Here is a 19,101-nt window from a genome sequence, read left to right on the forward strand (position 1 = left end):
GCGATGGTGGGTGTCGTGTCCGCACTGCGGATTGCTGCCGACCAGTGGGCGGCGGTCAGACGCGGGACTTTTCGCGCCTCTTCGACACTCGGGTCACCACGAAGATCAGCGCGGCCACCACGGCCAGGCCCAGGACGACCTTCGAGCCGATGCCCACGTACTGCTCGACGAGGTGCCAGTTGTCGCCCAGCAGGTAGCCCGCGAGGATCAGCGCCGTGTTCCACAGCAGGCTGCCCGCCGCGGTGTAGGCGAGGAACGGTGCTAATCGCATGCGTTCGACGCCGGCCGGGATCGAGATCAGGCTGCGGAAGACCGGGATCATGCGGCCGAAGAAGACCGCGCGGTAGCCGTTGCGCAGGAACCAGGCCTCCGTCTTGTCCACATCGGACACCCGGACCATCGGCATGCGGGCGGCGATGCGACGGACCCGCTCGCGGCCCAGCAGGGCGCCGATCCAGTACAGCAGCAGCGCGCCCGCGACCGAGCCCAGCGTCGTCCACGCGATGGCGTCGAGCAGGGACATCTTGCCCTGGGCCGCGGTGAAGCCGGCCAGGGGCAGGAAGACCTCGCTGGGCAGGGGCGGGAACAGGTTCTCCAGCGCGATCGCCAAAGCCGCTCCGGGTGCGCCGGCCGTGTGCATCAGGTCGGTGACCCAGTCGACCAAGTTCATGGGATCCACGGTACGGAGGGGGAGGGCGGGGGACATTGGGGGAAACCGCAAGGTTGGGGTGGGGTAAACCTCACCTCCTTCTCGGTGATGACCCCTACGGGTCGTGAATCCTTGTGTCGCATCGAGAAGCGTGCAGGCGCTTCACCAGCCAGAACGCGCAGGGTGAGAGTCCTCACGTCGGGCGGTGAACGGGATTCTCTTGATCTTCACGACGTGTGATCGCACGCACGCGTCGCCACCAAAAGGGATCAGTCCACAAAAGACCAGACTGGTCATTGGTCTACAAGGTGCCGGAAAGGCCTTTCCGGCATGTAATCGTTTGACTACGATGGACTTCGATGGCTGACCAGGTGGGGACGTGTGCGATCTGCGGCACCTCGACCGCCACCTCCCGGCGCAGACACGCGCGGTACTGCTCGAACGCCTGCCGCCAGCGGGCCTACCGGCAGCGCGTCAACGAACCCGTTACGGCACTGGACAGTTTCATAGGGCGTGACGCAGAACTCGTCCGTCTCGGCGGGATCGTCGGCACGCGCGTGCTCACGCTCGTCGGACCCGCGGGTGTCGGGAAGAGCAGGCTGGTCAAGGAGTTCACCGGGGACCGGGCGACGTGGGTCGAGCTCGCCTCGGCGACGGACGTGGCGCGGGCGTGCGCGAGGGCGCTCGGCGAACCCGCCGAGGAGCCCGTGCTGAGCACGCTGGTGCACGCGCTGGCGGGCCGCGAGACGGTGCTGGTGCTGGACAACTGCGAGCACGTCGCGGCGGAGTGCGCGACGCTGCTGGAGCCGTTGCTGCTCGGCTGTCCCGGTCTCACGGTCGTCGCGACGAGCCGGGAACCGTTGCGGGTGCCCGGCGAGGTGCTGTTCGCGGTGCGGCCGTTGTCGATCACGGACGCGGTGGAGCTGTTCGCCGACCGGGCCCGCGCGAACCAGGTGGGACTGCGGCTCGGCGACCGGGACGCGCTGGCCGCCCTGTGTGCGCGCCTGGACCGTCTCCCGCTGGCGATCGAGCTCGCGGCGAGGCTCGTGACCCTGTTGCCCGTCCAGGAGCTGCTGGCGCGGCTGGACGACCGCCTCGAGCTCCTCAACCGCGGCAACCGCACCGCCGCCGAACGTCACCAGAGCCTGCGCGCCGCGATCAGCTGGAGCTACGACCACCTGAGCGCCGACGAGCAACACGTGTTCCGGTGCATCTCGCAGGGGCCCGGCGGGTTCGGGCTCGACGGCGCGGTCCAGGCGTGCGACCTGCCCTCGGACCGGGTGCTGGTGCTGCTGTCCGCGCTCGTGGCCAAGTCGCTGCTCACGTTCACCGGCGCCGGCCGGTTCGAGCAGCTGGAGTCGGTCCGGCTCTACGGCAGGGAACGGCTGGCGGAGCACTCGGGAACCGGTCCGCCGCGGGGCAACCCCCGCGGCGAGCCACTCATAACCGCTGATCAATGAGGTCGGGGGGACTCGAACCCCCACTGGCTGGGACCTAAACCCAGTGCCTCTGCCAATTGGGCTACGACCCCTCGGTTGGAAGCCTATAGCCCGTCCATGGACTCGCTCTCGCGGGTCGCGCGAAGCCCCGCCACCGGCCGTCCACTACGGTTGCGGGCAGAACCGCTGCTAGGAGGACATGTGGCTCGCGATCCCGACACCATCCAGCGCGAGATCGAGCAGGCTCGCACCGCGCTGGCCGCCACCCTGGACGAGCTCAGCGAGCGCGCCAACCCGCAGAAGCTCGTCGAGCAGGGCAAGTCGTCCGTGCTCGACGTGCTGAGCCAGCCCAAGGTCAAGTACACGCTGATCGCGGTCGGCGCGGTGGTCGGCTTCGCGCTGGTGCGCAAGCTCTTCCGCTAGGAGACCCGCACCAACGGCAGGAGCACCTGCTCGACGACCTTCTCCACGAACGGCTCGTCGAGCGGGTCCCCGGTCAGCATCAGCCGGTAGATCAGGGCGGCGCCCGCGATCTCGACCGCCATGCCGCGCGGGGCGTCGGCCCTCAGCTCGCCCCGTTCGGCGGCCCGGTCGAGGATGCCGCGCAGCACGTCGCGCTGCGAGATCAGGAAGGTCTCCCGGAACGCCGTCGCCAGCTCGGGTTCGTGCGGCAGCTCGCCCACGAGTGCCTGCGCGGCCTTGCCGATCGGTCCGGAGAGGAACGCGGCGAACGACGAGAGGAACTCGCGCAGGTCTCCGGCCAGGGAACCGGTGTCCGGTGCCGCGAGGTTCTGCGTGGCGAGCTGGGTGCACGTGTCGATCACGAGATCGAGCTTCGACTCCCACCGCCGGTAGATCGTCGCCTTGCCCGCTCTCGCACGGGCCGCCACCGCGTCCATGGTGAGGGCCCGGTACCCGACCTCGGCCATCACCTCGAGCGCTGCCTGACGTAAAGCGTCGTCCCTGCTGGCGTCGCGAGGACGGCCCCGCTGGGGGACCCTTCCCTCGTTGAACGCCGTTGTCGACACGGCCATGCCACCTCCTCGTACCAGGGCACGGCTAGTGCGTGTCCTCCCCGCCCCTTTGGCGGCACATCCTAGGCGTCTTGCCCCTCTTGCAGGGTGAGCAGCACCCGGTTTGTTGCATTCTGATGTCTTTGGTTGGATTGTGAGTGATCTACGCCGGAGGCCGTCCGGAAGTGTCCACAAAGGACTACCTCTTGGTCGCCAGGGCGAGCTGGGTCATGTACCGCTTCACGATCCGCCCCTCGTGCCGCGTGTCGACCAACCGCCGGATGTCCGCGATCAACCGGTCGCGGTCCGGCAGCGCGATGTGGTTCGAGTACGTCAGCAGCAGGTCCACGTAGGCCTCGGTGTCGTAGGCCTGCTCCCACTCGTACCGGTGGAACTCGGGCTCGCCGAAGAGCGGGCTCTCGTCGAACTCGCAAGGGATCGCCGACGCGGGGGACTGCCGGAACCCCGGTGTCGTGGTGGGGTCCCACCGCTCGTAACACTCCTGCACGTCCGCGAAGAACCGCTCGGTCCCGCCCAGGACGTGGTGCGTCGAGATCACGGCCAGCGAGCCGCCCGGACGCAGTGCCGCCGCACAGCGCGCCATCCGGGTCGCGGGGTCGAGCCAGTGGAACGCCGTCGCCGACACGACGAGGTCGAACGGCTCCGCGGGCAACGGCCAGACGTCGAAGTCCGCCACCACCACATCCGCCTCGGGTGCGTGGGAACGGGCGACCTCGGCCAGGTCGGGGCTCAGTTCGACGGCCGTCACCGAACCCAGGGCGGTCAGCGGCAGCGTCGCCTGTCCGGTGCCCGGGCCGATCTCCAGGACGCGCGGGCCGCGCAGCCGTTCGAACAGCCGCGGGGGATAGGTGGGACGGGCCCGGTGGTAGCGGGCCGCGTCCTCTCCGAACGTGGTGCGCAAACGCTCGCGGTCGGTCACCCGCCGAATTCAAGCGACCGGGACGGCAGCGCGTCCATCCCGTTTCGCGCGAACCCGGCCCAGGTTCCCCGGATCGTCTTGGCCAGCACGGGATCCGGCTCCTGTCCCGCGAGCATGCCCGCGCCGAGCCAGGCCTCCGGGTCGAACAGGAACGGCAGCTCCATGCAGTGGCACGACCCCAGCGGCGCGTCGGCGGGTGCCCACGTGAACCTGTAGGTGGCGACCTGGCCACCCGCCACGGCCCAGTCCCGCGCCAGCTCACGGGCGCCGGCGGCGAAGATCAGCTCGGTCACGGCCTCCCAGTGCTCGCGGCTCGGCACGTACGGGCTGCCGTCGTCGGCCGTGTGCCCGACGAGCAGCTCGACGCGCGGCGCCGCGGTGGAGAGATCGGCCGGGGCCAGCTCCGGGGCGAACGGCATGCCGCCGGACGGCGCGAACTTCGGTCCCACCTCGGCGACGGCGGCGAGCTGGGCCGCCAGGACGTCCTCGACGGAGGTGGAGCCGTCGACCGAGACCGCGGCACGCAGTGCGGCCGTCATCTCGGCACGTTCCGGGCTGCGCGTGCCCAGCGGCGCGCTCTGCAGGATCGCCCGGTGGAACAGGCCCTCCGTGTCGGTGAGCATCAACGCGTAGACCGAGTCGGCACCCGCGGACTGCCCGAACGCCGTCACGTTCGCCGGGTCGCCACCGAACGAGGCGATGTTGTCCCGCACCCACCGCAACGCCGTGAGCTGGTCGAGCAGCCCCAGGTTGTCGTGCAGGTACCCGAAGACGCCGAGGCGGTAGCTGACGCTGACGACCACCACGCCTTCCGAGGCCAGCAGCGAGGTCTCGTACTTCGCGGACTCGCCGCTGCCCGTCACGTAGGCGCCGCCGTGGAACCAGACCATCACCGGCAGGCCGGACGCGCCGGCGGGAGCGGTCACCGAGAGCACGTGGCAGTGCTCGTCGAAGGACAGCCCCTCGACGGAGTTGCCCACCACCGCGACCAGCGCCGAGGGCGGCTGCGGGCAGGCGGGACCGCGGTCGGAGGGGCGCGCACCGTCGTAGGGCAACGGCTCCGGTGGCGCGAATCGGGCGGCTGTCGCATAACGGATACCGCGTGCCCGGACGAGGCCATCGGAAGTGATCACGCTCTCGATACTAAGCACGCGTAACCAATTCCACAGCGTCTCGATTCGGCGGAAACGCCGGGACAGGAGGACGCTGTGACGGTTGGGCAACGAACGAAGAGGAGGCGCCCGTGCGGGCTACGACGATCTACGGCACCCGAGACATCCGCGTTGAGGAGGTGCCGGACGCGGCCGTCCAGGAGGCCACCGACGTCGTCGTCCGGGTCGAGCTCGCGTGCATCTGCGGCAGCGACCTGTGGGCGTACCGGGGCGTCGCCAAGCGCGCGGACGGGCAGCGGATCGGCCACGAGTTCCTCGGCATCGTCGAGGAGGTCGGCGGGGACGTGAAGAGCGTCCAGGTCGGTGACCGGGTCATCGCGCCGTTCGTCTGGAGCGACGGCACGTGCGCGTACTGCCAGGCCGGGCTGCAGACGTCCTGCCGCAGCGGCGGGTTCTGGGGCAGCAAGGGCAGCGACGGCGGGCAGGGCGAGGCGGTCAGGGTGCCGCAGGCCGACGGCACGCTGGTCCGGGTCCCCGCGGACGCGCCGGCGTCGCTGCTGCCCGCGTTCCTGAGCCTGAGCGACGTCATGGGCACCGGCCACCACGCCGCCATGGGCGCCGGGGTCGGTCCCGGCGCGACGGTCGCGGTCGTCGGTGACGGCGCCGTGGGCCTGTGCGGCGTGCTGGCGGCCAAGCGGCTCGGTGCCGAGCGGATCATCGCGATGGGCCGTCACGAGGACAGGGCGAAGATCGCGACGCTCTTCGGCGCGACGGACCAGGTCGCCGAACGCGGTGAGGCCGCGATCGAGCGCATCAAGGAGATGACCGGCGGCCTCGGCGCGTCCGCGGTGCTGGAGTGCGTCGGCACCGAGCAGTCGTGGGAGACCGCGATGGGCATCGTGCGCGACGGCGGCCGCATCGGGTACGTCGGCGTGCCGCACGAGATGCCGGGGCTGCCGCTGGGCAAGCTGTTCGGCCGCAACATCGCCATCGGCGGCGGTGTCGCCCCGGCACGCGCATACCTGCCGGAGCTGCTGGCCGACGTGCTCGCCGGCCGCATCGACCCCGGTCCCGTGTTCGACAGGACGGTCTCGCTCGACGACGTCGCGCTGGGCTACCAGGCGATGGACGAGCGGACCGCCCTGAAGGTCATCGTCCAGCCGTGAGCACGTAGTCCTCGGCGCGCACGCGCTTGGTCCGCATCCAGTACCGCCAGGTGAATCCCGGCCACACGGTGCGGTTCACGCCCTGCGCGTCGAGGTACCAGCTCTTGCAGCCGCCCTGGGTCCACACGCCCTTGGTGAGCTTGCGCTGGAGCTCGGTGTTGAACTCCTGCTGGGCCTCCAACCGCACGTCCAGCTCCGCTGCGCGGTGTTTGTCGAGGAGCTGGAGGCACTGCGAGATGTACCGGATCTGCGACTCGATCATGAACACGACCGAGTTGTGCCCGAGTCCGGTGTTGGGGCCCAGCAGGAAGAACAGGTTGGGGAAGCCCGAGACCGTGATGCCGAAGTAGGTCTCGATGCCTTCCTGACGCCACTGCTTCGCGAGGTCGACGCCGCCCTTGCCCTGGATGTCCAGGTAGTCGAACGAGTCGACGACGTGGAACCCGGTGCCGTAGATGATGACGTCGACCTCGTGCTCGACGCCCGCACTGTCCACGATGGACTTCTCGCGCACCTCGGAGACCTTGTCCGTCACCAGGTCGACGTTCGGGTAGCCCAGCGCGGGGTAGAAGTCGTTGGAGATCAGCACGCGCTTGCAGCCCATGGTGTAGTCGGGCTTGAGCTTGCGGCGCAGCGCCGGGTCCGGCACCTGCTTCTTCAGGTGCCGCAACGCGATGCCCTGCGCGAACTGCATGATCTTCGGGTTCACCGCGAAGCCCAGCGCGGAAGACTCCCGCGTCCAGTACACGAAGTTGCGGTACGCCCGTTGCGTGAAGGGCAGGGCGCGGAACAGCTTCTGCTCCCAGCCGTTGATCTCGCGGTCGGCCTTGGGCATGATCCACGGCGGCGTGCGCTGGAAGATCTTCATCGAGCCGACCTGGCCCGCGATCTCCGGCACGAACTGGATCGCGGACGCACCCGTGCCGATCACGGCGACGCGCTTCCCGGTCAGGTCGTAGTCGTGGTCCCACTGCGCGGAGTGGAACGTCTTGCCGCTGAAGTTCTCGATGCCCGGCAGCTCCGGGACGTTCGGGATGTGCAACGCGCCGACGCCCGCGACCAGTGCCTGCGCCGTGTACGTGTCGCCCTGCTCGGTCGTGACCTGCCAGCGCTTCGCTTCGTCGTCCCACTGCGCGCCGGACACCTTGGTGTTGAAGCGGATGTGCGGCCGCAGCCGGTACTTCTCGGCGACGCGCTGCAGGTAGCCCTGGATCTCGCCCTGCTGCGCGAACATCCGCGACCACTTCGGGTTCATCTCGAACGAGAACGAGTACATGTGCGACGGCACGTCACAGGCGCAGCCCGGGTAGGAGTTGTCCCGCCAGGTGCCGCCGAGGTCGGCTGCCTTCTCCAGCACCACGAAGTCGTGCTCGCCGCGGCGCTTCAGCTCGATGGCCATGCCGAGGCCGGAGAAGCCGGTGCCGATGACGAGCACTTTCGTCTCTCGGTGCATGGGAAGGTCCCTCCGCTCGCGGTGGCTACTTCTCGGTAGGTTACTCGAAGTAAGTTACGAGCGGTAGACTCCCTTCGTGACTGCTCCGCGGCGCCGCATGCCCAAGGCCCAGCGCATGGCTCAAATGCTCACCGTCGCGGAGGAGATCTTCGCCGAGCAGGGGTACCTGGCCACGTCGATGGACGAGATCGCCGAACGCGTCGGCGTCTCGAAGCCGATGCTCTACGAGTACTTCGGCTCGAAGGAAGGCCTGCTCATCGGCTGCATCCACCGCGCGCGCACGGAGCTGCGGGAGAAGACCGCGGCGGCGATCGCGGGCGCGGCGAGCCCGGAGGAGTTCCTCAGACTGGGCCTGCTGGCGTTCTTCGAGTTCATCGACGAGCACCGCCGGTCGTGGGCGCTGCTGCGGCAGGAGGCGGCCGTGGCCGTGCCGTCGGCCCAAGAAGAGGTGGAAGGCATCCGTCAGCAGCAGACGGACATGATCGGGGCCGTGCTGGCGTCGTTCACGCCGGAGATCGACCCGCTGGAGGCGGAGGCGTTCGCGGAGATCGTCGTCGGCGCGACGGAACGGCTCGCGGTGTGGATGGAGCGCAGGCCCTCGGTAGGACCTGCGCTCGCGACCGACTACGTGATGAACGTGATCTGGCCGGGTGTGGCTGTGAAACTCCTGCAACCGAAGGCTTGATCGGAGTGAAAGCAAGCGGTCGTGGTTCCCATGACCGCACGCCCTTTCGCTCCGGTCAAGAAGCTGCCTTCACCCGCTCAGCACGCATAGAGGTCACGGCGGGCAGGTCGATCGGCGCGACCTTGGTACCGGTGGCCCACTCGATCAGCATGTCCGCGAGCGCGGGGTTGCGCGGCAGCACCGGACCGTGCAGGTAGGTGCAGACGATCCGGCCCTGGACGGCGCCCTCGACGCTGCCGTCGTTGCCCGTGCCCACCTTGACGTGCGCGAGCGGACGGGCGGCCGGGCCCAGCGTGGTGCGGCCCTGGTGGTTCTCGAACCCGATCAGCGGGCCGGCGAACATGCCGTCCGCGGGCTCGGCCACGACCTCGCCGATCGCGCGGCTGCCGCCGGCGTGCGAGGACGAGTCGATCAGGCCCATGCCGGGGTGCGTCACGTTGTCGGCGCGGGTGAAGCTCTCGCCGAAGATCTGGATGCCGGCGCAGACGCCCAGCACCACGGCGTTCTTCGTGACGGCGCGCTGCAGGCCGGGGTGCTCGCGCAGGTGCTTCACCGCCAGCGTCTGCGCGGTGTCCTCACCGCCGCCGACGACGTAGATGTCGCACGAGTCCGGTACCGGCTGCCCGTAGTTGATCGGCACGATCTCGGCTTTGATCCCGCGCCACGTCATGCGCTTCTCGAGGACCACGGCGTTGCCGAAGTCCCCGTACGTACCGAGGAGATCCGGCAGCACGAGCGCGATCTGGATTGTCGACTCACTCATCAGCGGCAGCCCTGGCATTCAAGTCGCGGAACGCGGTGTAGTTGGCGATGACCTCGACGGCGCCCTGGGGCATCTGGTCGATGGCCTTCAGGGGGTCGGGCACGATCGTGTGCTGGACCTCGGCGTAGGTCAGGCGGACGGCGAGATCGGTCGCCCGTTCGCCGGACGCGATGACCGTGCGGCCCTGCAGGCGCTCGAAGGGGACGTCCCACAGCCAGCTCAGGTCGCGACCGTCGGCCTCCTGGGCGTTGATCACCAGGACGGCCGGGTGGTTGGCCTCCTTGACGACCGTGAGGGTCTCGCTCCAGCCCGCCGGGTTCTTGCTGAGCAACAGGCGCGCGCTGCGGCCGTTGCGCTGGATCGTGCGGTACCGGCCGCTCACGTTGGAGACGCCGCGCAGACGGCGCACGGCCTCGTCGGCGGAGACGCCCATCGCGTGGGCGGCCGCGGACGCCATGACGGCGTTGGCCTGGTTGAACTTGCCCGGCAGCGTGAGGCGCAGCTCGAGCTTCTGGTGCTCCGGCGTGATCATCGCCTCGTCGGCGGTGATCCAGTTCGGGTGCGGCCGGGCGAGGTCGCAGCCCGTGCAGTGCCAGTGCTCGCCCTGCCAGCGGATCGGGTTGCCGCAGCGCGGGCAGCTCGCCGAGTCGTGGTGCCAGCCGGTGCCGGTGGCGACCCAGACGACCTTGGAGGCGTTCCACGCCGCACTCGTCACCATCACGTCGTCGCAGTTCGCGATGATCGTGCAGTTCTGCAGCTTGTTGACGGCGTCGCGCAGCGAGCGCTCGATCGTGCGGACCTCGCCGACGCGGTCGAGCTGGTCGCGGCTCAGGTTCAGGATCACGGCGACGGACGGGTTGCTGGCACCCGCGACGGCCGGGAAGTAGGCCTCGTCGCACTCCAGCACCGCGTACGGCGCGTCCGGCTGCTTCGAGAGCGCCGTGACGTGGCCGTCGGGCATGTTCGCGCCGCTGTGGTTGGTGGCGACCTCGCCCAGCGCGCCCACGGCCCGCGCCAGCATCATCGTGCTGGTGGTCTTGCCGTTGGTGCCCGTCACGACGGCGACCCTGCGGCCCTGGGTGAGGCGGTTGAGCGCCTGCGGGTCCAGCTTCAGCGCGACCCGGCCGCCGATCATGCCACCGGCGCCGAGGCCCATCTTCTGCGACAACGTGGAGCTCAGGTTGCCCAGCTTCACGGCGGCTGCGGTCCGCAGAGGGAGGCGGGCGGGGGAATCGTTCACCCCAGCGACTCTACCGGCGTTGGAATTCGCCCTTTCTGGACGGTCGTTGCGTTGGTGTGAACGGGGTTCGGTACAACTACCGGCTCAGTCCGCGCAGGATCCGGACGAGCTCCACGGTTGGGAGCTGACAGTCGTTGGAGTCATGTTCTCCAGCATTGCCTGATCGGGCACCTGTGCTCGTCATCGGGACAGACCACGCAGGATCCGGACCAGTTCCACGGTCGGGAGCTGACACAGCTGCGCCATGTTCTCCAGCGCGGGCAGGTCGAGGTGCACCTCCGGTGAGGCACCCGGCGGCAGCGCGTGCAGCCGTCCGGCCGCCCACCGCTTGAGCGGCAGGATGCGCGGGTTGTCGGTCGCGGCGATCGCGGTGAGGCTCAGCGACAGGTGCCCGGCGGGGGTGTCGCCGAAGAAGCGTTCGTGGACACGCGCGAGCACTTGATGAGCCGGCACGTCCAGCGCGTGACAGATCTCGACGAGACGCACGACGGAACACTGCCGCGTGCCGAGCTCGTACGTCGCCAGCGTCTGCAGCGAGATCTCGGTCTGCAGCCGCTTGTTCAGTTCCTTGCGGGTCCATCCGCGCTGCTTGCGAAGGCTGCGGATCTCATCACCGAGCACGCGCTGGTACGCCGCTGTGTCGATTTGGCCGTTCGCAGTCTGCACTGGTCCCTCCACCCCGTGAGCGGGTCTCACGGTGATGGAAGGCGCCATTGCTTCGTCGCTTACGCAACTTACTGGGAGAATCCCCCGAACGGGCTATACATCTCTACTCTGAGTATCAGTTTACGCAGCGCACGCCGTCTGCGGAGATGGGCGGAGGGGCCGCGGGGTCAGCCGGTTGCTGACGCGCACCGTCCAGGGCGAGTACTCCGGAACCGGTGAAACCCTGCGCGCCGGGACCCGAGTAGTCCGCCCCGAGGAAGACTCGGACGGTGCCGGCCGGGATGTTGACGTCCTCCTCGACCTTCAGGCCGCCGAGAGCCTCCTGGACGGCGTTGCCACCCGCCTCGCCGCCCTTGCCGTAGCGGACGATCGACTTCGCGAGGGCCGCGGCGTTGCCCGCCTGCCCCTCCTTGAAGCCCTTCGCGACGAGCGACCCGAGCACCTGGCCCGCGAGGCCCGGCTGGCCGGAGGCGTTGCGGACGTCGACGGTCACCGCGGACTTGTCGAACTTCGGGTCCGCCGGGTTCGACGTCGCGGGCGCCTTGCCGAGGTTCTTGACGAACGTGCGCACCTCGGACTCGGTCACCTCGACCGCGGAGCCGTCCTCCGGCGTCTGCAGGTCCGGGTTGCCGGTCGGGATCGTCTGGAACGTCATGTTGCCGCCCGTCATGTCCTTCATCTGCAGGGCGAACTTGGTGATGTCCCAGCCGTCGTCGAGCACGATCGCGCCGCTGACGGCCTTGATCATGTCGTTGCGCTTGGTGCTGTCGGTGAGCACGCCCGCCGACAGCATCTTCTTGGCGAGACCCGCCATGAAGACCTGCTGGCGCACGACTCGGTCCAGGTCGCCCATCGGCAGGCCGTGGCGCTGCCGGACGAACGCGAGCGCGTTCTTGCCCTCGATCGTCTGCTGGCCCGCGGGGAAGTTCGCGCCGGAGAAGCTGTCGCGGACCTTCGTGTTGAGGCAGACGTCGATGCCGCCGATGGCCTTGGTGATGTCGTAGAAGCCGACCAGGTTGACCTCGGCGTAGTGGTCGATCGTCGCGCCGGTCAGGGTCTGGATGGTCTCGATGAGGTTGTTCGCGCCGGCCTTGCGCGACTCCATCTCGATCTCGGGCCCGGTCTTGCCGCTGCCCTGCAGCTTCTCGGCCGCGTCGTTCTTCGCGTAGCCGTAGGCTGAGTTGATCTTGTGTCGCCCGTACCCGCCCGCGATCTTCACGTAGGAGTCGCGCGGGAACGACACGGCGTAGGCCTTGCCGCTGTCGTTCGGGATGTGCAGAAGGATCAGCGTGTCGGTGTTGAAGCCGCCGTCGTCGGTGCCGCCCGCCTGCAGCTCGTTGAGGATGTTCTGCGGCAGCGGGTTGCCCTTGGAGTCGGTGCGGCTGTCCATGCCGACGAGCAGGATGTCGATCGCGCCGTCGGCGGGTTTCTCACCCGCGTCGGCGAGGTTCAGGTCCTGCTTGGTCAGGCCGTCGGTCAGGGCCGTCAGGTTCTGCCACGCGATGCCGGTGACCAGCAGGATCGTGGCGGACAGCATGCTGATGAAGATCTTGGCACCGGTGGGCGCGCCACGGTCGGCCCTGCTCGGCCTGCGGGCGGCCGCGGGCCTGGGCCTCGGCCGGGGCGCGGGAGCGGCGGCCTTCGCCTTCGCGGGCGTGGTGCGGACCGTGGGGCGGTCGGCGACCGGACGCGGGCGCGGGGCGGACGACGTGGCACGGCGCGGGGGCTCGCTGCGGCCGGCGGACTCCCGGCGGGGGGTATCGCTGCGGGGAGGCTCGCCGCGCGGTGGTTCCGAGCGCTTCGGGGGCTCCCGGCGCGGGGGTTCGGCCCGGCCCGGCTTGCGCGGGGGCTCGGAGGCCCGCGGTGGCACCTGCGGGCGGCGGGGCTGGCCCGTCTGAGGACGCGGGGCGGAAGGTCGCCTGGGATTCCCGTTCGGGTCTCCCGGCCGCGGCGGCCGGTTGTCCACACCCACTCCTCTCAGCACATCCGGGTACCCCAAGTAGACGTGCGGGAGGTCCACTCGGTTGTGCAAAGGGTGACACAGTGGCGAGGACCACCTGATCAAGGCCCCCTGACCAGCGGTTTCGTCTGTTTCGTAGACTCGTCGCCGTGTTGACGATGCAGGACGCGCTGCTCGCGCTGACCAAGTACTGGACCGACCGAGGTTGCATCGTGGTGCAGCCGTTCAACACCGAGGTCGGGGCGGGGACGCTGAACCCGGCCACCGTGCTGCGGGTGCTGGGTCCCGAGCCGTGGCGCGTCGCCTACGTGGAGCCGTCCGTGCGGCCCGACGACGCCCGCTACGGCGAGAACCCGAACCGGCTGCAGACGCACACCCAGTTCCAGGTGATCCTCAAGCCCGACCCGGGCGACCCGCAGGAGCTCTACCTCGGTTCGCTCGAGGCGCTGGGCATCGACGTGCGCGGCCACGACGTCCGGTTCGTCGAGGACAACTGGGCCTCGCCCGCCCTCGGTGCCTGGGGCCTCGGCTGGGAGGTCTGGCTCGACGGCCTGGAGATCACCCAGTTCACCTACTTCCAGCAGGCCGGCGGCATGACGCTGGACCCGGTGTCGGTGGAGATCACCTACGGCATCGAGCGGATCATGATGGCGCTGCAGGGCGTCGACCACTTCAAGAAGATCGCCTACGCGCCGGGCATCTCCTACGGCGAGGCGTTCGGCCAGGCCGAGTACGAGATGTCGCGGTACTACCTCGACGACGCGGACGTGGAGGCGAACAAGCGCCTCTTCGAGGAGTTCGCGGCCGAGGCCCGGCGCATGCTCGACGCCCGCCTCCCGGTCCCGGCGCACAGCTTCGTGCTGAAGTGCTCGCACATCTTCAACGTGCTGGACGCGCGCGGGTCGATCTCCACGACCGAGCGCGCCCGTGCGTTCGGCCGGATGCGCGGGCTGGCACGTGAGGTCGCCGCGCTGTGGGCCGAGCGTCGTTCCGAGCTCGGGCACCCGCTGGGCGTCGCGGAACTGCCCGCCGCCGTCGAGAAGCCCTCGTCCTTCGCGGAGGTCGTCGCCCCGGCGACGCTGCTGTTCGAGATCGGCACCGAGGAACTGCCGCCGCACGAGGTGCTGCGGACCGTCGACGCGGTGCGCTCGGCCGTGTCGACGAAGCTCGCCGCGACCAGGCTGACGTTCGGCGAGGTGACCGTGCACGGCACGCCGCGCCGGATCGTCGTGCTGGTGCCCGCGGTCTCGCCGCGGGAGCCCGACGCCGAACGCACCGTGCGCGGCCCGCGCGTCTCGGCCGCCTTCGACGCCGACGGCAACCCGACGAAGGCCGTGCAGGGCTTCGCCCGCGGCCAGGGCGTCGAGGTCTCGGCGCTGGGCCGCGTGGTCGAGAACGACGTCGAGTTCGTGGCGCTGACCAAGTCCGACGCCGGTCGTGGCGCCGTCGAGGTGCTGAGCGGCCTGCTGGGCGAGGTCGTGTCGGACCTGCGCTCCGAGAAGAACATGAAGTGGAACGACCCGAAGCTGTCGTTCACCCGGCCGATCCGCTGGCTGCTCGCGCTGCTGGGCGAGACCCCGGTGCCGGTCGCGGTGTCTTCGCTCGCCTCGGGCACGACGACGCGCGTGCACCGGACCGCCGCCGAACCGGTCGTCGCGGTGTCCACCGCGGACGGTTACCTGGAGTTCCTGTCCTCGCACGGCATCCAGGTCGACGCGGCCGCCCGGTCGGCCGCGATCGTCGAGGCCGCGCAGGAGCTCGCGGCGTCGGTCGGCGGTGTCGTCGAGGTCGACGGCCTGCTGGACGAGGTCACGAACCTGGTCGAGTGGCCGACGCCGATCCTCGGCTCGTTCGAGGAGCGGTACCTGGAGCTGCCCGCGCAGATCCTCACGACCGTGATGCGCAAGCACCAGCGGTACCTGCCGGTGCGCGCGGCGGACGGGTCGTTGCTGCCGCACTTCGTGGCCGTGGCGAACGGGTCCGTCGACGCGGACCTGGTCCGGGCGGGCAACGAGGCCGTGCTGCGGGCGCGGTACGAGGACGCGGCGTTCTTCTGGCGGGCGGACCTCAAGACGCCGCTGGAGGAGATGAAGGCCGGCCTCGCGAAGCTGACGTTCGCGGACAAGCTCGGCTCGATGGCGGACCGCGCGGGACGCATCGCCTCGCTCGCCGGCCGGTTCGCGTCGGTGGTCGAGGTCGACCGCGAGACGCTGGACCGGGCCGGTGCGCTGGCCAAGTTCGACCTCGGTTCGCAGATGGTGATCGAGCTGTCGTCGCTCGCCGGTGTGATGGCGCGGGAGTACGCGGCACGGGCGGGGGAGACCACCGAGGTCGCCCTGGCCCTGTGGGAGATGGAGCTTCCCCGGTCGGCCGGTGACGCGCTGCCGTCGTCGGTGCCCGGCGCGTTGCTCTCGTTGGCGGACCGGTTCGACCTGCTGGCCGGGCTGTTCGGGATCGGTGCGCAGCCGACCGGCTCGTCCGACCCGTTCGGTCTGCGTCGCGCCGCTCTCGGTGCGGTGACGGTGCTGCGGGCGTTCCCGGACCTGCGGGCGATCACGCTGCCGGTCGCGCTCTCCCTTGCGGCCGAAGGTCTCGAGGTCTCCGCCGAGGCGTTGGAGACGGCCCGGGAGTTCGCGGTCCGCCGGTACGAGCAGGCGTTGCTCGACGGCGGGCACGAGCACCGGTTCGTGCAGGCGGTGCTGCCGCTGGCCGACTCGCCGGTGCTCGCCGACGAGACGCTGACGCAGCTGGAGTCGTTGGCGGGCAACGAGTCCTTCGACGCGCTGGCGGCCGCGCTGCAGCGGGTCCGGAGGATCGTGCCGGGGACCGTCGAGGCCTCCTACGACGCCTCGGTGCTGTCCGAGCCCGCCGAGGTGGCGCTGCACAAGGCGTTCGACGGGGTCTCTCGTGACGTCGTCGGCCTGGCCGCGTTCTTCGCCGCCGCCGAGGGGCTGACCGCGCCGATCAACACGTTCTTCGACGAGGTGCTCGTGATGGCCGAGGACGAGAAGGTGAAGGCCGCGCGGCTCGGGTTGCTGGCGTCGATCCGCGACTTCGCGGCACCGGTGCTGGACTGGACCCAGCTGTAGGACCGGGGAGGAGGGGCACCCCAGGTCGGGGTGCCCCTCCTCTGCTGTCCGGGCTAGTTGATGCTGAAGCTCTGGCCGTAGACCTTCCACTTCAACGGGGTGGTGAGGTCGAGGTTGCCGGCCTTGAGCCACACCCGCTGCGCCGTGTCGACGCGGCTGGTGTTCTCGTGCGCGGGCTCCTGCTTCATCGTCCAGACGCGGGCGTCCATGAACGCGTTGAGCCAGGTGGTCTCGTTGCCGCCCTGCGACGGCGGCTTCGCCTTGGCCAGTGCGCGTTTGCGGATGCCGGAGAAGTCCAGGCTGCCCCAGCCGTCACCGTGCATCACGATCGCGTCGTAGTACGCGAACTGGCCGAGCGCGCGGACGCCGTCGGCCTTCGCCTGGCGCAGGGCCGGGTTGAAGTAGACGCGGTCGCGTTCGGACTCCTGCGCGGCCTTGAAGACGGAGTCCTTGGCGGCGGTCTTCCAGTCCTTGGTGTAGTTGGGATCCAGGCCGGAGTGGGAGTCGGTGCCGTTCACCCGCCGCAGCGCGGGGAGGTACTTCTCCAGCACGTTGCCGGGTTTGCGGGACTTGTAGAGCTCGACGAGGTCGAGCATGTCGCCCGTGCCGCTGCAAAAGCCGATGATGCCGGCGGTGTAGCCGCGGCCGTCGTCGATGTCCTCGATGTAGCCGAACTGCGCTTTCCAGTCCGTGGACGAGTTCTCCGCGCTGGACACGATCTGCATCGCGATGTCCTTCATGCGCGGGTCGTTCAGGTCGGCTGCCTGAGCGGTGCCTGTGGTCGCGGTGGCGAGCGCGACGCAGGTCAGAACTGCGGCCGCGATGCGGCCTGAGATCTTCACGCGGTTCCTCCCGGGATGTCCCGGGCGGCGGTGTGGCAACGGTAAGGGGTTCAGACCTCTATCGGCAAGACTGTTTACAAATTTACGAAAGAGGAGGACGCCCTGGTCAGGACGCCCTCCACGTTCTCATGCGTGAACCGTCTAGCTGATCGAGAAGCTGTCGCCGTAGACCTTCCACTTGAGCGGCGTCTTCAGGTCGAAGTTGCCGGCCTTGAGCCACACGCGCTGAGCGGTCTCGATGCGCGAGACGTCCTCGTGCGCCGCTTCCTGCTTCATGGCCCACACGCGGGCGTCCATGAAGGCGTTGAGCCACGTGGTCTCGTTGCCACCCTGCGACGGGGGCTTCGCCTTGCCGAGCGCGCGCTTGCGGATGTTGCTGAAGCTCGTCTTGTCGCCACCGTCACCGTGCACGACGATCGCGTCGTAGTACGCGAACTGGCCCAGGGCGCGCACGCCGTCGGCCTTTCCTTGTGCCACAGCGGGGTTGAAGTAGACGCGGTCGCGTTCGGACTCCTGCGCGGCCTTGAAGACGGAGTCCTTGGCGGCGGTCTTCCAGTCCTTGGTGAAGTTGGGGTCGAGGCCCGAGTGGGAGTCGGTCCCGTTCACCTTGCGCAGCGCGGGGAGGTACTTCTCCAGCACGTTGCCGGACTTCTTGGTCTTGTAGAGCTCGACGAGGTCGAGCATGTCGCCGGTGCCGCTGCAGAAGCCGATGATGCCGGCGGTGTAGCCGCGGCCGTCGTCGATGTCCTCGATGTAGCCGAACTGCGCTTTCCAGTCCGTGGAGGAGTTCTCCGCGCTGGACACGATCTGCATCGCGATGTCCTTGAGGCGCGGTTCGTCGAGGTTGGCCGCCGAGGCGGTGCCGACGGTGGTGGTGAAGAGAGCGGCGCACGTCAGCAGTGCGGCCGCGATGCGACCAGTGATTTTCACGAAGTTCCCTCCGGGGCAGGGATTGTGGGGGCCCGGGCGGCGTGGGAGCAACGGTAAGGGGTCCACACCTTTATTAGCAAGAGTCTTTACTAATTCGCGAAACGGACAATTGCCTTCTGGTGGCGCATTCCGGCGGAAACGCTTGTCCTGCACACGCTTCCGCCGGAACGTCAGGTCACGCGATGTCGAACTGCTGCCCGTAGACGTGCCACTGGAGCGGGGTTTCGAGGTTGAGCTTGCCCTCGTCGAGGAAGCGGCGCTGCGCGGTGTCGACGCGGCTGGTGTTCTCGTGCGCGGGCTCCTGCTTCATCGCCCACACCCGTGCGTCCAGGAACGCGTGCAGCCACTGGGTTTCGTCGCCGCCCTGAGCGGGCGGACGGGCTCCGGTGTTCAGAGCGCGCTGGCGGATGCTCGAAAAGTCCAGATCACCCCAACCGTCACCGTGCATCACGATTGCGTCGTAATAGGCGAACTGGCCGAGCGCCTGCACACCGTCCTGCTTCGCGCGGTTCACGGCCGGGTCGAAGTAGACGCGGTCGCGTTCGTGTTCCTGCGCGCCCTGGAACGTGCCGTCCCGCGCCGCGGACTCCCAGTCGCCCTGGAAGTCCGGGTCGAGGCCATCGTGCGACGGCGTGCCGTTCACCCGTTCCAGTGCGGGGAGGTACTTCTCCAGGACGTTGCCGGGCTTCCAGTCGCGGTAGAGGCGCACCAGGTCGAGCATGTCGCCGGTGCCGCTGCAGAAGCCGATGATGCCGGCGGTGTAGCCGCGGCCGTCGTCGATGTCCTCGATGTAGCCGAACTGCGCACGCCAGTCCAAAGAGGAGTTCTCCGCGCTGGACACCAGCTGCATCGCGATGTCCTTGAGGCGCGGGTCGTTCAGGTCCGCCGCGTTCGCGGTGCCGGGCGTGACGAGGACCGCCGCGCACAGAACCGTTGCGGCAAGGCGTGTGAACGTCTTCATGTCGCTCCGTTCCATTGAGGAACGGCGGCGACGTCCTGCGGGGCCAAGCTAGCCCGGGAGCGCTCACATGGCAAGGGTCCGGCGCGCGCGCGGGCCCGCCCCCCCCCAGTCATCAGCCGGGGGCGTATAAAAAAAAACCAACCCCCCACACAAACAAAAAAAGCGTATTGCGGAAGGTGCGTTTAAAAGTGGG

At 69.2% G+C, this 19,101-nt stretch carries 18 protein-coding genes and 1 tRNA gene; 6 read left to right on the top strand and 13 right to left on the bottom strand.

The genetic code is table 11. The annotated features are described in order from the left end of the window. Positions 1–55: 55 nt before the first annotated feature. Positions 56–670 (bottom strand): DedA family protein, encoded by a 615-nt coding sequence (locus tag ACWF7A_RS19955; protein ID WP_452251942.1) that lies wholly within the window; start codon positions 668–670, stop codon positions 56–58. A gap of 338 nt (positions 671–1,008) precedes the next feature. On the opposite strand from ACWF7A_RS19955, the gene ACWF7A_RS19960 reads away from it, so the two are divergent. After that, positions 1,009–2,109 carry an ATP-binding protein gene (locus tag ACWF7A_RS19960; RefSeq protein ID WP_452251943.1) on the top strand — a complete coding sequence of 367 codons (1,101 nt, stop codon included), beginning with the start codon at positions 1,009–1,011 and terminating at the stop codon, positions 2,107–2,109. Here the strand turns inward: ACWF7A_RS19960 and ACWF7A_RS19965 are convergent. After that, positions 2,107–2,180, bottom strand: a tRNA-Leu gene (locus tag ACWF7A_RS19965). The two genes, ACWF7A_RS19960 and ACWF7A_RS19965, sit on opposite strands and share 3 nt — an antisense overlap. Positions 2,181–2,289: 109 nt before the next feature. Here ACWF7A_RS19965 and ACWF7A_RS19970 point away from each other — a divergent pair. Continuing rightward, complete coding sequence (locus tag ACWF7A_RS19970; protein ID WP_030469566.1) at positions 2,290–2,511, top strand: DUF3618 domain-containing protein; 222 nt, start codon at positions 2,290–2,292, stop codon at positions 2,509–2,511. Here ACWF7A_RS19970 and ACWF7A_RS19975 read toward each other — a convergent pair. The 3 genes from ACWF7A_RS19975 to ACWF7A_RS19985 all read right to left on the bottom strand — a co-directional run bounded on the left by ACWF7A_RS19975 (position 2,508) and on the right by ACWF7A_RS19985 (position 5,174). Continuing rightward, positions 2,508–3,122, bottom strand: coding sequence for a TetR/AcrR family transcriptional regulator (locus tag ACWF7A_RS19975; RefSeq protein WP_452251944.1), 615 nt, complete (start codon positions 3,120–3,122; stop codon positions 2,508–2,510). The two genes, ACWF7A_RS19970 and ACWF7A_RS19975, sit on opposite strands and share 4 nt — an antisense overlap. Positions 3,123–3,300: 178 nt before the next feature. After that, positions 3,301–4,041, bottom strand: a complete 741-nt coding sequence (locus ACWF7A_RS19980; protein ID WP_452251945.1) for a class I SAM-dependent methyltransferase — start codon at positions 4,039–4,041, stop codon at positions 3,301–3,303. After that, positions 4,038–5,174: a carboxylesterase family protein gene (locus ACWF7A_RS19985; RefSeq protein WP_452251946.1), complete on the bottom strand. Its 1,137-nt coding sequence runs from the start codon at positions 5,172–5,174 to the stop codon at positions 4,038–4,040. The genes ACWF7A_RS19980 and ACWF7A_RS19985 overlap by 4 nt, the downstream gene beginning before the upstream one ends. A gap of 110 nt (positions 5,175–5,284) precedes the next feature. Here ACWF7A_RS19985 and ACWF7A_RS19990 point away from each other — a divergent pair, with 110 nt between their 5' ends. Further along, positions 5,285–6,319 (top strand): zinc-dependent alcohol dehydrogenase family protein, encoded by a 1,035-nt coding sequence (locus tag ACWF7A_RS19990; RefSeq protein ID WP_452251947.1) that lies wholly within the window; start codon positions 5,285–5,287, stop codon positions 6,317–6,319. Here ACWF7A_RS19990 and ACWF7A_RS19995 read toward each other — a convergent pair. Next, entirely contained in the window at positions 6,303–7,772 is a 1,470-nt protein-coding gene (locus ACWF7A_RS19995) for a flavin-containing monooxygenase (RefSeq protein WP_452251948.1), read from the bottom strand. The genes ACWF7A_RS19990 and ACWF7A_RS19995 overlap by 17 nt on opposite strands. A gap of 115 nt (positions 7,773–7,887) precedes the next feature. Here ACWF7A_RS19995 and ACWF7A_RS20000 point away from each other — a divergent pair, with 115 nt between their 5' ends. Further along, positions 7,888–8,457 (top strand): TetR/AcrR family transcriptional regulator, encoded by a 570-nt coding sequence (locus tag ACWF7A_RS20000; RefSeq protein ID WP_452252186.1) that lies wholly within the window; start codon positions 7,888–7,890, stop codon positions 8,455–8,457. 55 nt (positions 8,458–8,512) lie between these two features. Here ACWF7A_RS20000 and ACWF7A_RS20005 read toward each other — a convergent pair whose 3' ends face one another. From ACWF7A_RS20005 to ACWF7A_RS20020, 4 genes are all read right to left on the bottom strand, one after another. Beyond that, a complete protein-coding gene (locus tag ACWF7A_RS20005; protein ID WP_452251949.1) occupies positions 8,513–9,220 on the bottom strand; it encodes a type 1 glutamine amidotransferase in 708 nt (235 codons plus the stop codon). After that, on the bottom strand, positions 9,213–10,460 hold the full coding sequence (locus tag ACWF7A_RS20010) for a MurT ligase domain-containing protein (protein ID WP_452251950.1): 1,248 nt from the start codon (positions 10,458–10,460) through the stop codon (positions 9,213–9,215). The genes ACWF7A_RS20005 and ACWF7A_RS20010 overlap by 8 nt, the downstream gene beginning before the upstream one ends. 180 nt (positions 10,461–10,640) lie before the next feature. Continuing rightward, positions 10,641–11,126 (bottom strand): helix-turn-helix domain-containing protein, encoded by a 486-nt coding sequence (locus ACWF7A_RS20015; protein ID WP_452251951.1) that lies wholly within the window; start codon positions 11,124–11,126, stop codon positions 10,641–10,643. A 115-nt stretch (positions 11,127–11,241) separates the two neighbouring features. After that, a complete protein-coding gene (locus ACWF7A_RS20020; protein WP_452251952.1) occupies positions 11,242–12,663 on the bottom strand; it encodes an LCP family protein in 1,422 nt (473 codons plus the stop codon). Between the two features lie 4 nt (positions 12,664–12,667). Here ACWF7A_RS20020 and ACWF7A_RS20025 point away from each other — a divergent pair, with 4 nt between their 5' ends. Further along, positions 12,668–13,024 carry a hypothetical protein gene (locus ACWF7A_RS20025; protein WP_452251953.1) on the top strand — a complete coding sequence of 119 codons (357 nt, stop codon included), beginning with the start codon at positions 12,668–12,670 and terminating at the stop codon, positions 13,022–13,024. 220 nt (positions 13,025–13,244) lie between these two features. Next, the gene (locus ACWF7A_RS20030; RefSeq protein WP_452252187.1) at positions 13,245–16,175 is read left to right on the top strand and encodes a glycine--tRNA ligase; all 2,931 of its coding nucleotides are present in this window, start codon (positions 13,245–13,247) and stop codon (positions 16,173–16,175) included. Between the two features lie 53 nt (positions 16,176–16,228). Here ACWF7A_RS20030 and ACWF7A_RS20035 read toward each other — a convergent pair whose 3' ends face one another. From ACWF7A_RS20035 to ACWF7A_RS20045, 3 genes are all read right to left on the bottom strand, one after another. Then, positions 16,229–17,017, bottom strand: a complete 789-nt coding sequence (locus ACWF7A_RS20035) for a chitosanase (RefSeq protein WP_452251954.1) — start codon at positions 17,015–17,017, stop codon at positions 16,229–16,231. A gap of 141 nt (positions 17,018–17,158) precedes the next feature. Next, positions 17,159–17,947, bottom strand: a complete 789-nt coding sequence (locus ACWF7A_RS20040) for a chitosanase (RefSeq protein ID WP_452251955.1) — start codon at positions 17,945–17,947, stop codon at positions 17,159–17,161. 175 nt (positions 17,948–18,122) lie between these two features. Beyond that, positions 18,123–18,908 (bottom strand): chitosanase, encoded by a 786-nt coding sequence (locus ACWF7A_RS20045; RefSeq protein ID WP_452251956.1) that lies wholly within the window; start codon positions 18,906–18,908, stop codon positions 18,123–18,125. Positions 18,909–19,101 lie beyond the last annotated feature (193 nt).

The sequence above is a fragment of the Lentzea sp. NPDC055074 genome, from assembly GCF_053608005.1.

Bases quoted from the DNA above. Each gene is read 5' to 3' on its own strand.
- ACWF7A_RS19955 (WP_452251942.1), bottom strand. From the start codon at position 670: ATGAACTTGGTCGACTGGGTCACCGACCTGATGCACACGGCCGGCGCA.
- ACWF7A_RS19960 (WP_452251943.1), top strand. From the start codon at position 1,009: ATGGCTGACCAGGTGGGGACGTGTGCGATCTGCGGCACCTCGACCGCC.
- ACWF7A_RS19975 (WP_452251944.1), bottom strand. From the start codon at position 3,122: ATGGCCGTGTCGACAACGGCGTTCAACGAGGGAAGGGTCCCCCAGCGG.
- ACWF7A_RS19995 (WP_452251948.1), bottom strand. From the start codon at position 7,772: ATGCACCGAGAGACGAAAGTGCTCGTCATCGGCACCGGCTTCTCCGGC.
- ACWF7A_RS20000 (WP_452252186.1), top strand. From the start codon at position 7,888: ATGGCTCAAATGCTCACCGTCGCGGAGGAGATCTTCGCCGAGCAGGGG.
- ACWF7A_RS20005 (WP_452251949.1), bottom strand. From the start codon at position 9,220: ATGAGTGAGTCGACAATCCAGATCGCGCTCGTGCTGCCGGATCTCCTC.
- ACWF7A_RS20020 (WP_452251952.1), bottom strand. From the start codon at position 12,663: ATGCTGTCCGCCACGATCCTGCTGGTCACCGGCATCGCGTGGCAGAAC.
- ACWF7A_RS20025 (WP_452251953.1), top strand. From the start codon at position 12,668: ATGAAGATCTTGGCACCGGTGGGCGCGCCACGGTCGGCCCTGCTCGGC.
- ACWF7A_RS20030 (WP_452252187.1), top strand. From the start codon at position 13,245: ATGCAGGACGCGCTGCTCGCGCTGACCAAGTACTGGACCGACCGAGGT.
- ACWF7A_RS20045 (WP_452251956.1), bottom strand. From the start codon at position 18,908: ATGAAGACGTTCACACGCCTTGCCGCAACGGTTCTGTGCGCGGCGGTC.